The sequence below is a fragment of the Streptomyces sp. NPDC008086 genome (assembly GCF_042957325.1).
Lineage (GTDB): Bacteria > Actinomycetota > Actinomycetes > Streptomycetales > Streptomycetaceae > Streptomyces.
Genome location: NZ_JBIBIA010000009.1, coordinates 128,100 through 141,762, shown reverse-complemented (window position 1 = coordinate 141,762; position 13,663 = coordinate 128,100). Strand labels below are relative to the sequence as shown.

The window sequence follows — 13,663 nt, the reverse complement described above, 5'->3', positions numbered from 1 at the left end:
GGGTTTCAGCGTGGAGCCCGACCTGTTCACCGCCGCAGCAGAAGAACGCCAGGAGAAGGACCCCGCGGGGAGCCCCCTGGCGGTGCGCATGCGCCCGCGCACCCTGGACGAGGTCGTGGGCCAGCAGCACCTGCTGAAGCCGGGCTCGCCCCTGCGCAGGCTCGTCGGAGAGTCCGGCGGCGGCCCCGCCGGACCGTCCTCGGTGATCCTCTGGGGCCCGCCCGGCACCGGCAAGACCACCCTGGCCTACGTCGTCTCCAAGGCCACCAACAAGCGCTTCGTCGAGCTCTCCGCCATCACCGCCGGCGTGAAGGAGGTCCGCGCGGTCATCGACGGTGCCCGCCGCGCCACCGGCGGCTACGGCAAGGAGACCGTCCTCTTCCTCGACGAGATCCACCGCTTCAGCAAGGCCCAGCAGGACTCCCTCCTCCCCGCCGTAGAGAACCGCTGGGTCACCCTGATCGCGGCGACCACCGAGAACCCGTACTTCTCGGTCATCTCCCCACTGCTGTCCCGCTCCCTCCTGCTCACCCTCGAACCCCTCACCGAGGACGACATCAGAGGCCTGCTGAAGCGGGCGCTGAGCGACGAGCGCGGTCTGAAGGACGCCGTCGGCCTCCCCGAGGACACCGAGGAGCACCTGCTGCGGATCGCCGGCGGCGACGCCCGCCGCGCCCTGACGGCCCTGGAGGCCGCGGCGGGCGCCGCCCTGGACCAGGGCGAGACCGACATCAGCCTCCAGACCCTGGAACAGACCGTCGACCGCGCGGCGGTGAAGTACGACCGCGACGGCGACCAGCACTACGACGTCGCCAGCGCCCTGATCAAGTCCATCAGGGGCTCCGACGTCGACGCGGCCCTGCACTACCTGGCCCGCATGATCGAGGCCGGCGAGGACCCCCGCTTCATCGCCCGCCGCCTGATGATCTCCGCCAGCGAGGACATCGGCCTCGCCGACCCCAACGCCCTGCCGATCGCGGTCGCCGCCGCCCAGGCCGTTGCCATGATCGGCTTCCCCGAGGCCGCCCTCACCCTCAGCCACGCCACCATCGCCCTCGCCCTCGCCCCGAAGTCCAACGCCGCGACGACCGCGATCGGCGCCGCCCTGGAAGACGTACGCAAGGGAATGGCCGGACCCGTGCCACCGCACCTGCGCGACGGGCACTACAAGGGCGCCGCCAAGCTCGGGCACGCGCAGGGGTACGTGTATCCGCACGACCTGCCCGAGGGCATCGCCGAGCAGCAGTACGCGCCGGACGCCCTCAGGGACCGCGAGTACTACACGCCGACCCGGCACGGATCGGAGGCGCGGTACGCGGACGCCGTGGAGTGGACCAGGAAGCACCTCGGTCGCAAGCGGTCCTGAGAACCCTGTAAACTTCTCCGAAGTGCTGTGTCCCGTGCTGTCAGAACGGGACGGTCAGCCGGAACCCCCAGCGGGTTCCAGGAGCGTCGCGCACCGTTCGATTGGTGTCGCGGGCAGCCCACCACCACTCGTCGCACGACGGGACCGGTCGGTGGGCCACTCGCGTGCTGCACGTATGTGCCCAGACCAGGGGAGCGGCTGCCCACCCCGTCCGCAAGGACGAGGAGGGTTTCCCCGGCTGCGGATGCGACCTCCCTCAACCCTGACGAGCCGAACACTGAGAAATGAGAGATTGTGGCGAACCAGTCCCGCCCCAAGGTCAAGAAGTCGCGTGCCCTCGGCATCGCGCTGACCCCGAAGGCCGTCAAGTACTTCGAGGCCCGTCCCTACCCGCCGGGTGAGCACGGCCGCGGCCGCAAGCAGAACTCGGACTACAAGGTCCGTCTGCTCGAGAAGCAGCGTCTGCGTGCGCAGTACGACGTGTCCGAGCGCCAGCTCGTCCGCGCCTACGAGCGTGCCTCCAAGGTTCAGGGCAAGACCGGTGAGGCCCTGATCATCGAGCTCGAGCGCCGTCTCGACGCCCTGGTCCTGCGTTCGGGCATCGCCCGCACCATCTACCAGGCCCGTCAGATGGTCGTGCACGGCCACATCGAGGTCAACGGCCAGAAGGTCGACAAGCCGTCGTTCCGCGTCCGTCCCGACGACGTCGTGATGGTCCGCGAGCGCAGCCGCGAGAAGACCCTCTTCTCCATCGCCCGTGAGGGTGGCTTCGCCCCCGAGGGTGAGACCCCGCGCTACCTCCAGGTGAACCTCAAGGCCCTGGCGTTCCGCCTGGACCGTGAGCCGAACCGCAAGGAGATCCCGGTGATCTGCGACGAGCAGCTCGTCGTCGAGTACTACGCCCGTTGATCCCTCGACGGTCGTAGGACTTCCGCGCCTGAAGCCCGTCGTCTCCCCGCCCTCCAGGGTGGGCGGGCGGCGGGCTTTCGCGTGCTCGTAATGCGGTGCGAAGCGCTGGGTCCAGCGCGATAGGCTCAGCGTGCACTATTGATTTTCTCGAAAGAGCAGGAAGTAGGTGCCAGGTGTCCGGTGGAGAGGTTGCCGGGATCCTGGTGGCCGTCTTCTGGGCGATTCTGGTCTCCTTCCTCGCCGTCGCGCTGGCGAGGCTGGCCCAGACGCTCAAGGCGACCACCAAGCTCGTCGCGGACGTGACCGACCAGGCCGTCCCGCTCCTGGCAGAGGCCTCCACGGCGGTGCGCTCCGCGCAGACCCAGATCGACCGGGTCGACGCGATCGCCTCCGACGTCCAGGAGGTCACCTCGAACGCCTCCGCCCTGTCGACCACCGTCGCCTCCACCTTCGGCGGCCCCCTCGTCAAGGTCGCCGCCTTCGGCTACGGCGTGCGCCGTGCCCTCGGCGGCCGCAAGGACGACGTGCCCGCCAAAGAGGCCCGGCGTACCGTGATCGTGGGCCGCACGGTCCCGGCCGCGCGACGGGACAAGCGAAACCTCCGCGGAAAGAGGGACTGAGACCCAGCATGTTCCGCCGAACGTTCTGGTTCACCACGGGCGTCGCCGCCGGTGTGTGGGCCACCACCAAGGTCAACCGGAAGCTGAAGCAGCTGACCCCCGAGAGCCTCGCCGCGACCGCGACGAACAAGGCGATCGAGGCAGGTCACCGGCTCAAGGACCGCGCGGTGGGCTTCGCCCTCGACGTCCGCGACAACATGGCCCAGCGGGAGGAAGAGCTGGGGGACGCCCTGGGCATCAACACCGACCCCGAACTCCCCGCACCCCGGCGCTTCGCCGCCATCGAGAACCGCACCAACCCGAAGTACGTCGACAGGACGACGTACTCGAACAACCGGAATGAGGACCACTGATGGAGTCGGCCGAGATTCGCCGCCGCTGGCTGAGCTTCTTCGAGGAGCGCGGGCACACCGTCGTCCCTTCGGCGTCGCTCATCGCGGACGACCCGACTCTGCTCCTCGTCCCCGCCGGCATGGTGCCCTTCAAGCCCTACTTCCTGGGTGAGGTCAAGCCGCCCTTCGACCGCGCCACCAGCGTCCAGAAGTGCGTGCGCACGCCGGACATCGAAGAGGTCGGCAAGACCACCCGGCACGGCACGTTCTTCCAGATGTGCGGCAACTTTTCCTTCGGCGACTACTTCAAGGAAGGCGCCATCAAGCTCGCCTGGGAGCTGCTCACCAGCCCCCAGGACAAGGGCGGTTACGGCCTGGAGCCGGAGAAGCTCTGGATCACCGTCTACAAGGACGACGACGAGGCCGAGCGCATCTGGCACGACGTCGTCGGCGTGCCGAAGGAGCGCATCCAGCGCCTCGGCATGAAGGACAACTACTGGTCCATGGGCGTCCCCGGCCCCTGCGGACCCTGCTCCGAGATCAACTACGACCGTGGCCCCGAGTTCGGCGTCGAGGGCGGCCCGGCCGTCAACGACGAGCGGTACGTGGAGATCTGGAACCTCGTCTTCATGCAGTACGAGCGCGGCGAGGGCGTCGGCAAGGACAACTTCGAGATCCTCGGCGAACTCCCGAGCAAGAACATCGACACGGGCCTCGGCCTCGAGCGACTCGCCATGATTCTGCAGGGCGTGCAGAACATGTACGAGATCGACACCTCCATGGCCGTCATCAAGAAGGCCACCGAGCTGACCGGTGTCGCCTACGGCGACGCCCACGCCTCGGACGTCTCCCTGCGTGTGGTCACCGACCACATGCGTACGGCCACGATGCTCATCGGCGACGGTGTGACCCCCGGCAACGAGGGCCGCGGCTACGTGCTGCGCCGCATCATGCGCCGCGCCATCCGCAACATGCGCCTGCTCGGCGCCACCGGCCCGGTCGTCAAGGACCTCATCGACGTCGTCATCGGCATGATGGGCCAGCAGTACCCGGAGCTCGTCACCGACCGCGAGCGCATCGAGAAGGTCGCCCTCGCCGAGGAGAACGCCTTCCTCAAGACGCTGAAGGCCGGCACCAACATCCTCGACACGGCCGTCTCCGACACCAAGGCCGCGGGCTCCTCCGTGCTGGCCGGCGACAAGGCGTTCCTGCTCCACGACACCTGGGGCTTCCCGATCGACCTCACCCTGGAGATGGCCGCCGAACAGGGCCTCTCCGTGGACGAGGACGGGTTCCGCCGCCTGATGAAGGAGCAGCGGGAGCGCGCCAAGGCCGACGCCCAGGCCAAGAAGACCGGTCACGCCGGCGCCGGCGCCTACCGCGAGATCGCCGACAAGGTCGGCGAGACCGACTTCATCGGCTACAGCGACACCGAGGGCGAGTCCACGATCGTCGGCATCCTCGTCGACGGCGCCTCCTCCCCGGCCGCCACCGAGGGCGACGAGGTCGAGATCGTCCTCGACCGCACCCCGTTCTACGCCGAGGGCGGCGGCCAGATCGGCGACACCGGCAAGATCAAGGTCGACACCGGCGCCGTCATCGAGATCCGCGACTGCCAGAAGCCGGTCCCGGGCGTCTACGTCCACAAGGGCGTCGTCCAGGTCGGCGAGGTCACGGTCGGTGCCAAGGCCCACGCCTCCATCGACTCGCTCCGCCGCCGGGCCATCGCCCGCGCCCACTCGGCCACGCACCTCACCCACCAGGCGCTGCGTGACGCCCTCGGCCCGACGGCCGCCCAGGCCGGCTCCGAGAACCAGCCCGGCCGCTTCCGTTTCGACTTCGGTTCGCCGTCCGCCGTCCCGACGGCCGTGATGACCGACGTCGAGCAGAAGATCAACGAGGTGCTCGCCCGCGACCTGGACGTGCACGCCGAGGTCATGGGCATCGACGAGGCCAAGAAGCAGGGCGCCATCGCCGAGTTCGGCGAGAAGTACGGCGAGCGGGTCCGCGTCGTCACCATCGGCGACTTCTCCAAGGAGCTCTGCGGCGGCACGCACGTGCACAACACCGCCCAGCTCGGCCTGGTCAAGCTGCTCGGCGAGTCGTCCATCGGCTCCGGCGTACGCCGGATCGAGGCGCTCGTCGGCGTCGACGCCTACAACTTCCTCGCCCGTGAGCACACGGTCGTCGCCCAGCTCCAAGAGCTGATCAAGGGCCGCCCGGAGGAGCTCCCGGAGAAGGTCTCCGCCATGCTCGGCAAGCTGAAGGACGCCGAGAAGGAGATCGAGAAGTTCCGCGCCGAGAAGGTGCTCCAGGCCGCCGCCGGTCTCGCCGAGTCCGCCAAGGACATCCGCGGCATCGCCGTCGTCACCGGCCAGGTTCCGGACGGAACCACCGCCGACGACCTGCGCAAGCTGGTCCTCGACGTGCGCGGCCGCATCCAGGGCGGACGCGCCGCCGTGGTCGCCCTGTTCACCGTGAACAACGGCAAGCCGCTCACGGTCATCGCCACCAACGAGGCCGCACGCGAGCGTGGCCTCAAGGCCGGTGACCTGGTCCGTACGGCCGCCAAGACCCTCGGCGGCGGCGGTGGCGGCAAGCCGGACGTCGCCCAGGGCGGCGGCCAGAACCCGGCCGCCGTCGGCGAGGCCGTCGACGCCGTCGAGCGGCTCGTGACGGAAACCGCCAAGTGAGCGACGGCACACCCGCGGATGGTGACGGCCCGGGCATGCGCCGGGGCCGTCGCCTCGCGATCGACGTCGGCGACGCCCGTATCGGCGTCGCCTCGTGCGACCCCGACGGGATTCTCGCCACCCCGGTGGAGACCGTACCCGGCCGGGACGTCCCCGCGGCCCACCGCCGTCTGCGGCAACTCGTCGAGGAGTACGAGCCGATCGAGGTCGTCGTCGGTCTGCCTCGCTCCCTCAAGGGGGGCGAGGGCCCGGCCGCGGTCAAGGTCAGGGGCTTCGCCCAGGAACTGGCACGCATGATCGCGCCCGTACCGGTCAGGCTCGTGGATGAGCGGATGACAACCGTGACGGCCAGCCAGGGACTGCGCGCCTCGGGGGTGAGGTCGAAGAAGGGCCGGTCGGTGATCGACCAGGCGGCCGCTGTGATCATTTTGCAGCAGGCGCTCGAATCCGAACGGGTGTCAGGTAAAGCACCCGGAGAGAGCGTCGAAGTGGTTATCTGATCGCGATACGGTAACGTTCCGCGCGATGCGCCGGTGTTCGAACAGCCGGCGCACAAAGAGAGGCGGGACGGGAACCGGATCTTCAGCAGCCGCGTGACCGCCGCCTCGCGGCTCTAGGGGATCGATGACTGAGTATGGCCGGGGCCCAGGCTCCGAACCGTGGCATCCCGAGGACCCGTTGTTCGGGGACGGGGGATGGGAAGGGCAGCAGGCCCATTCGGGTCAGCAGGCTGCCTACGGCGGCCAGCCGCAGCACTATCCGGAGCAGCCGCAGCAGCCGCAGCACTACGGCGACTGGGGCAACGGCCAGCAGGCCGCCTACGGTCAGGCGCAGCAGTACCAGCAGCAGGGTCAGCAGTACCCGGAGCAGGGCCAGCAGTACCCCCAGCAGTACGAACAGCAGCAGTACGCGGGCCAGGGCCAGCAGTCCTACGACCACAACGGCTGGGCCAACGGCGCCCAGCAGCACGTCCAGTACCCCGACCCCGCGGACCCGTACGGGCAGCAGCCCGCGGGGTACGGCGGTGAGCAGCCCGACTACTACGGCACGCCCGAGGCCTACCCGCCGCCGGAGCCGCCGAGTCGTCGGCAGGCCGAGCCGGAACCGCCCCAGACCGACTGGGACCCCGGCCCTGACCAGGGCGAACATGCCTTCTTCGCCGGTGGCGGCGACGATGACGAGGACGACTCCGACGACGGGTCGGGAGCCGGCCGCGGCCGCGGTGACCGCAAGGGCCGGGGCGGAAAGCCCAAGAAGCGGCGCAGCGGGATGGCCTGTCTGGTGGTCGTGCTGATCTTCGGCGGAGGCGTCGCCGGAGTCGGATATTTCGGTTATCAGTTTTACCAGGATCGTTTCGGCGACGCCCCGGACTACGCGGGTGACGGCACGAGCGAGACGGTCACCGTCGAGATCCCCAAGGGCGCGTTCGGATCAGAGATCGGGCAGCGGCTGAAGGCGGCCGGCGTCGTGAAGAGCGTCGACGCGTTCGTCGCCGCCCAGCAGCAGAACGAGAACGGGGACAAGATCCAGGCGGGCGCCTATCTGCTGAAGAAGCAGATGTCCGCCGCTGCCGCCGTCGAGATGATGCTCAGCCCCGAGAGCCAGAACAACGTGCTGGTCAGGCCGGGTGAGCGAAATCTGGCGGTCTACAAGGCGATCGACGAACAGCTGGAATTGTCGTCCGGCACCACCGAGAAGGTCGCCGAGAAGAAATACAAGAGCCTCGGACTTCCGAGCTGGGCGAACAGCAACAGCGAGATCAAGGACCCGCTGGAGGGCTTCCTCTATCCGGGCACCTATCCCGCGGCCAAGGGCATGAAGCCGGAAGCGGTCCTGAAGGAAATGGTGACCCAGGCCGCCGACAAGTACGACGCGCTCAACCTGGAAGCCAAGGCCAAGGCACTCAAGCTGGACAACCCGCTGCAGGTCATCACGGTCGCCAGCCTCGTCCAGGCCGAGGGCAAGACCGACGACGACTACCGCAAGATGGCGGAAGTGGTCTACAACCGCCTCGACCTCGCGAATCCCGAGACCTACGGCGCCCTTCAGTTCGACTCGACCTTCAATTACCTGAAGGGTCAGAGCAACATCGACATCAGCGAGTCGGAGATCAAGAGCAACCCGGACCCGTACAACACCTACTACCACAAGGGTCTGCCGCCCGGCCCGATCGGAAACCCGGGCGAGGGCGCGCTCAAGGGGACGCTCAATCCGACTGACCAGGGTTGGTACTACTTCGTGGCGACCGACGGCGTGAACAACACGGAATTCGCCAAGACCCACGACGATTTCCTGAAGCTCAAGGACAAGTTCAATGAGAGCAGGGGCAACTGACGCCCGCCGGGCCGCCGTTCTCGGTTCGCCCATCGCCCACTCCCTCTCCCCGGTGCTGCACCGCGCCGCCTACGAGGAGCTCGGGCTCACGGACTGGTCGTACGACCGGTTCGAGATCGACGAGGCCGCTCTGCCCGGATTCCTGAAGGAACTCGGGCCGGAGTGGGCCGGCCTGTCGTTGACCATGCCGCTCAAACGGGCCGTCATCCCGCTGCTCGACGAGATCAGCGAGACGGCGGCCTCCGTCGAGGCGGTCAACACCGTCGTGTTCGGACAGGACGGCCGACGCGTCGGCGACAACACCGACATCCCCGGCATGGTCGCCGCGCTGCGCGAGCGTGGCATCGAACAGGTCGACTCCGCCGCCATCCTCGGCGCCGGCGCCACGGCGTCCTCCGCGCTGGCCGCGCTCGCGCGTGTCTGCACCGGTGAGGTCGTTGCGTACGTACGCAGCGAGGCCCGCGCCGCCGAGATGCGGCAGTGGGGCGAGCGCCTCGGCGTCGAGATCCGTACGGCGGACTGGACCGAGGCGGACCAGGCGCTGCGCGCCCCGCTGGTGATCGCGACCACCCCGGCCGGTACGACGGACGCCCTCGCCGCGGCCGTACCGGAGCGCCCCGCCACCCTGTTCGACGTGCTCTACGACCCCTGGCCGACCGCTCTCGCGGCGCGCTGGTCCATGTACGGCGGAGCCGTCGTCAGCGGGCTCGACCTGCTGGTGCACCAGGCGGTCCTCCAGGTGGAGCAGATGACCGGCCGTGCCCCCGCGCCCGTCGAGGCCATGCGAAAAGCGGGGGAGCGCGCTCTCGCGGCCCGCTAGGATCCGCTGAGTTCCGCAGGGGGCGGAGAAGAACGAGGGGGAGTACCAGAGGTGTCCACCGGTGTGCCGTTGGCGTCCGCCAAGGGCGAGATAGTTCAGGCCGTCCTGCAGTTCATGCCGGACTGGGTGCAGATCCCCGCGCTGGTCCTGATCGTGCTGCTCGTCGTCGGGTCATGGGGCTTCAAGCTGAAGCGCGGGATCGACCGTCGGCGTGCGGCGCGCGCGGGACAGGCCGTCCAGGTGACGGCGCGGCACGGGGAGGGGCGGGGCGCCGACTACCTGGGGCAGTACGCGCCCCAGCAGGCCGCGCCGCAGCCCGAGCGGCAGCCGAGCGGTGCCGATTTCCTCGGCGCGTACGCGCCGCAGCAGCGTCAGGGCAACGGCCCCGCGTGATCCGTTCCGGGGCCCGGTGCCGCCGCACCGCCGTCCGCTTGGTGGACCGGCGGCCGGGGACCGGGCCCGGACGTGGGAGGATCGAAGGTGGCGGGCCGGGGCCGCGCACCTGGTCGCGCCGTCGACGTACGCGAGGACGCGCGTACGCAGGGCAGTACCAGGGCGCGAGCACTGAGGAGCACCGTTGAGCAGGTTGCGCTGGCTGACCGCGGGGGAGTCCCACGGTCCCGCACTCGTGGCGACGCTGGAGGGCCTTCCCGCCGGCGTGCCGATCACCACGGAGATGGTGGCGGACCACCTGGCCCGGCGCCGGCTCGGTTATGGACGCGGGGCGCGCATGAAGTTCGAGCGCGACGAGGTCACCTTCCTCGGCGGCGTCCGGCACGGCCTCACCCTCGGTTCCCCGGTCGCGATCATGGTGGGCAACACCGAGTGGCCGAAGTGGGAACAGGTCATGGCGGCCGACCCGATCGACCCCGAGATCCTCGCGGGCCTCGCCCGCAACGCTCCGCTGACCCGGCCCCGTCCCGGCCACGCCGACCTCGCCGGCATGCAGAAGTACGGCTTCGACGAGGCCCGGCCCATCCTGGAGCGCGCCTCGGCCCGTGAGACGGCGGCCCGGGTGGCGCTGGGCGCGGTCGCCCGGTCGTACCTGAAGGAGACGGCCGGCGTCGAGATCGTCAGCCATGTCGTCGAGCTGTGCTCCGTGAAGGCCCCGCAGGGTGTGTACCCGACGCCGGCCGACGTCGAGAAGCTGGACGCCGACCCGCTGCGCTGCCTCGACGCGGACACGTCGAAGGCGATGGTCGCGGAGGTCGACCAGGCCCACAAGGACGGCGACACCCTCGGCGGTGTGGTCGAGGTGCTCGCCTACGGCGTCCCCGTGGGCCTCGGCTCGCACGTCCACTGGGACCGCAAGCTCGACGCCCGCCTCGCCGGTGCCCTCATGGGCATCCAGGCGATCAAGGGCGTCGAACTCGGCGACGGCTTCGAGCTCGCCCGGGTCCCCGGCTCCAAGGCGCACGACGAGATCGTGAACACGCCCGAGGGCATCCGCCGCGTCTCCGGCCGTTCCGGCGGCACCGAGGGCGGCCTCACCACCGGTGAGCTGCTGCGGGTGCGTGCCGCGATGAAGCCGATCGCGACCGTGCCGCGCGCGCTGCAGACGGTGGACGTCACCACCGGCGAGGCGGCGCAGGCCCACCACCAGCGCTCCGACGTGTCCGCGGTCCCGGCCGCCGGCATCGTCGCCGAGGCGATGGTGGCCCTGGTGCTCGCGGACGCGGTGGCCGAGAAGTTCGGCGGCGACTCGGTGACCGAGACCCGCCGCAACGTGCGGTCCTACCTCGACAACCTGGCCATCCGGTGAGCCCAGCACCCGTGGTCGTCCTGGTCGGTCCGATGGGCGTGGGCAAGTCCACCGTCGGGCAGCTGCTGGCCGACCGGCTCGGCGTGGTCTACCGGGACACCGACGACGACATCGTGGCCGAGCAGGGCCGGTCGATCGCCGAGATCTTCGTCGACGAGGGCGAGCCCGCCTTCCGGGCGATCGAGAAGGCGGCCGTGCACCGGGCCCTCGCCGAGCACGACGGCGTCCTCGCCCTCGGCGGCGGCGCCATCCTTGACCCGGACACGCGTGCGCTGCTCGCCGGGCAGCGGGTGGCGTACCTGTCGATGGACGTCGAGGAGGCCGTCAAGCGCACCGGCCTGAACGCCGCCCGCCCGCTGCTCGCGGTCAACCCGCGCAAGCAGTGGCGGGAGCTGATGGAGGCCCGCCGCCATCTGTACGAGGGCGTGGCCACGGCGGTCGTCGCCACCGACGGCCGTACCCCCGAAGAAGTCACCCAAGCCGCCCTGGACGCACTGGAGTTGAAGGAAGCATGAGCGAGGCAGTGACGCGGATCCAGGTCGGCGGCACCGCGGGCAGCGAGCCCTACGAGGTCCTGGTGGGCCGTCAACTCCTGGGCGAGCTCGGCACGTTGATCGGCGACAAGGCCCAGCGGGTCGCCGTCGTCCACCCCGAGGCGCTGGCCGAGACCGGCGAGGCGCTGCGGGCCGACCTCGCCGAGCAGGGCTACGAGGCCGTCGCCATCCAGGTGCCCAACGCCGAGGAGGCCAAGACCGCCGAGGTCGCCGCCTACTGCTGGAAGGCGCTCGGCCAGTCCGGGTTCACCCGCACCGACGTCGTCGTCGGCGTCGGGGGCGGCGCGACCACCGACCTCGCCGGGTTCGTCGCCGCGACCTGGCTGCGCGGGGTGCGCTGGATCGCCGTTCCGACGACCGTGCTCGCCATGGTCGACGCGGCCGTCGGCGGCAAGACCGGCATCAACACCGCCGAGGGCAAGAACCTCGTCGGTGCCTTCCACCCGCCGGCCGGTGTGCTCTGCGACCTGGCCGCGCTGGACTCCCTGCCGGTCAACGACTACGTCTCCGGGCTCGCCGAGATCATCAAGGCCGGTTTCATCGCCGACCCGGCGATCCTGGAGCTCATCGAGGCCGACCCCGAGGCCGCCCGCACCCCGGCCGGCCCGCACACGGCCGAGCTGATCGAGCGCTCCATCCGGGTCAAGGCCGAGGTCGTCTCCTCGGACCTGAAGGAGTCCGGCCTGCGGGAGATCCTCAACTACGGCCACACCCTCGGCCACGCCATCGAGAAGAACGAGCGCTACAAGTGGCGGCACGGCGCCGCGGTCTCCGTCGGCATGCACTTCGCCGCCGAACTCGGCCGTCTCGCCGGGCGGTTGGACGACGCGACGGCCGACCGCCACCGCACGATCCTCGAATCGGTGGGCCTCCCCCTCCACTACCGCTACGACCAGTGGCCCAAGCTGCTGGAGACGATGAAGGTCGACAAGAAGTCCCGCGGCAACCTGCTGCGCTTCATCGTGCTGGACGGCCTGGCCAAGCCCACCGTCCTGGAGGGACCGGACCCGGCCGTTCTGCTCGCCGCGTACGGCGAAGTCGGCCAGTAAGTCCGGCGAACCGCCCTTCCGTCCGATTCGCCTGTGGCGATGGGCACTTCGGACCGCCACCGGCCGTTCACCAAACGGCGGCCGGGGGCGGTACCGTTCGGTAGCGGGCGGGGTTCACACCCTGCTGCCAGCGCCAATGGCCATGGAAGACGAGACGGAGTGGCACCGGATGCAGCATGCAGTGGGTTCTCCGCTGCCGCCGCCCCACCAGTCGGGGCACGGCTGGACGCCGGCCGCACAACACCCGGGTCCGCACCACCCGGGCACGCATCAGGGCCCTGCCCCGCAGGCCCCGCACCAGGGATCCGCCCCCGTGCCCCCGCCGCCTCCGGCACCGGGCTTCACCCCGCCCGGCCCGGCCCCGCACACCCCGCAGCACGCCCACGTCCCGCCGGCGCCCGCGCCCGAGACCACCGGCCACGTACCGCTGCCGCCCGGCGGCCCCGTGGGCATGCCGAGCGCCCCGCCCGCCGCGACCGCACCCGACCCCGCCGCCACGACCCTCGCGGTCCTGCTCATCGGCCCGGCCGGGGCCGGCAAGACCAGCGTCGCCAAGTACTGGGCGGACCACCGCCGCGTCCCCACGGCCCACATCAGCCTCGACGACGTCCGCGAATGGGTCCGCTCGGGCTTCGCCGACCCCCAGTCCGGGTGGAACGACCACTCCGAGGCCCAGTACCGCCTCGCCCGCCGCACCTGCGGCTTCGCCGCGCGCAACTTCCTGGCCAACGGCATCTCGTGCATCCTCGACGACGCGGTGTTCCCCGACCGCCCGGTGGTCGGCCTCGGCGGCTGGAAGCGCCATGTGGGCCCCGGCCTCCTCCCGGTGGTCCTCCTCCCCGGCCTGGAGATCGTCCTGGAGCGCAACGCCGAACGCTCCGGCAACCGCCGCCTCACCGACGAGGAGGTCGCCCGCATCCACGGCCGCATGGCCGGCTGGTACGGCTCGGGCCTCCCCATCATCGACAACTCCCAACTCGACGTCCCTCAAACAGCCCAGGTCCTCAACGACGTCCTCTCCCGCTCCATCGCGAGCCCTCCGACCTGGTAGCCGCCGGCCCTCCGACCCACTGGCCGACGGGGAAGTGCCCCAAGGGTGCGCCAAGCTCCCGATCCGGTAGCCGACCTGCAGGGAAGCTCCCCAGGGGAGGCTCCCGATCTGGCAGCCCAGGGGCGCGGGGAACTGCGCGCCAAGCCCCCACACCCCCGCAGCCGGCTCACAGC

General features: G+C 70.4%; 13 protein-coding genes. All 13 read left to right on the top strand.

Annotated elements, in window-relative coordinates; genetic code table 11:
* Window positions 1-10: 10 nt before the first annotated feature.
* Complete coding sequence (locus ACFZBP_RS30590; protein ID WP_383459034.1) at window positions 11-1,366, top strand: replication-associated recombination protein A; 1,356 nt, start codon at window positions 11-13, stop codon at window positions 1,364-1,366.
* Between the two features lie 294 nt (window positions 1,367-1,660).
* Window positions 1,661-2,275: a 30S ribosomal protein S4 gene (gene rpsD, locus ACFZBP_RS30585; protein ID WP_015661793.1), complete on the top strand. Its 615-nt coding sequence runs from the start codon at window positions 1,661-1,663 to the stop codon at window positions 2,273-2,275.
* A 173-nt stretch (window positions 2,276-2,448) separates the two neighbouring features.
* Complete coding sequence (locus tag ACFZBP_RS30580) at window positions 2,449-2,895, top strand: DUF948 domain-containing protein (RefSeq protein ID WP_383459031.1); 447 nt, start codon at window positions 2,449-2,451, stop codon at window positions 2,893-2,895.
* An 8-nt stretch (window positions 2,896-2,903) separates the two neighbouring features.
* Window positions 2,904-3,248: a hypothetical protein gene (locus ACFZBP_RS30575; RefSeq protein ID WP_383459029.1), complete on the top strand. Its 345-nt coding sequence runs from the start codon at window positions 2,904-2,906 to the stop codon at window positions 3,246-3,248.
* Window positions 3,248-5,920: an alanine--tRNA ligase gene (gene alaS, locus ACFZBP_RS30570; RefSeq protein ID WP_391417764.1), complete on the top strand. Its 2,673-nt coding sequence runs from the start codon at window positions 3,248-3,250 to the stop codon at window positions 5,918-5,920. Before ACFZBP_RS30575 ends, alaS begins: the two co-directional genes overlap by 1 nt.
* 35 nt (window positions 5,921-5,955) lie before the next feature.
* Window positions 5,956-6,420: a Holliday junction resolvase RuvX gene (gene ruvX / locus ACFZBP_RS30565; RefSeq protein ID WP_062722783.1), complete on the top strand. Its 465-nt coding sequence runs from the start codon at window positions 5,956-5,958 to the stop codon at window positions 6,418-6,420.
* 124 nt (window positions 6,421-6,544) lie between these two features.
* Window positions 6,545-8,254 (top strand): endolytic transglycosylase MltG, encoded by a 1,710-nt coding sequence (gene mltG, locus ACFZBP_RS30560; protein ID WP_383459020.1) that lies wholly within the window; start codon window positions 6,545-6,547, stop codon window positions 8,252-8,254.
* Window positions 8,235-9,074 (top strand): shikimate dehydrogenase, encoded by an 840-nt coding sequence (locus tag ACFZBP_RS30555; RefSeq protein WP_391417762.1) that lies wholly within the window; start codon window positions 8,235-8,237, stop codon window positions 9,072-9,074. The genes mltG and ACFZBP_RS30555 overlap by 20 nt, the downstream gene beginning before the upstream one ends.
* 51 nt (window positions 9,075-9,125) lie before the next feature.
* Window positions 9,126-9,467, top strand: a complete 342-nt coding sequence (locus ACFZBP_RS30550; protein WP_391417760.1) for a hypothetical protein — start codon at window positions 9,126-9,128, stop codon at window positions 9,465-9,467.
* A 184-nt stretch (window positions 9,468-9,651) separates the two neighbouring features.
* The gene (aroC, locus tag ACFZBP_RS30545) at window positions 9,652-10,836 is read left to right on the top strand and encodes a chorismate synthase (protein WP_383458725.1); all 1,185 of its coding nucleotides are present in this window, start codon (window positions 9,652-9,654) and stop codon (window positions 10,834-10,836) included.
* A 32-nt stretch (window positions 10,837-10,868) separates the two neighbouring features.
* Window positions 10,869-11,351, top strand: a complete 483-nt coding sequence (locus ACFZBP_RS30540) for a shikimate kinase (protein WP_383458739.1) — start codon at window positions 10,869-10,871, stop codon at window positions 11,349-11,351.
* A complete protein-coding gene (aroB, locus tag ACFZBP_RS30535) occupies window positions 11,348-12,439 on the top strand; it encodes a 3-dehydroquinate synthase (RefSeq protein ID WP_391417757.1) in 1,092 nt (363 codons plus the stop codon). Before ACFZBP_RS30540 ends, aroB begins: the two co-directional genes overlap by 4 nt.
* A gap of 169 nt (window positions 12,440-12,608) precedes the next feature.
* Window positions 12,609-13,490 carry a Pro-rich N-terminal domain-containing protein gene (locus ACFZBP_RS30530; RefSeq protein WP_383458720.1) on the top strand — a complete coding sequence of 294 codons (882 nt, stop codon included), beginning with the start codon at window positions 12,609-12,611 and terminating at the stop codon, window positions 13,488-13,490.
* Window positions 13,491-13,663: the final 173 nt, after the last annotated feature.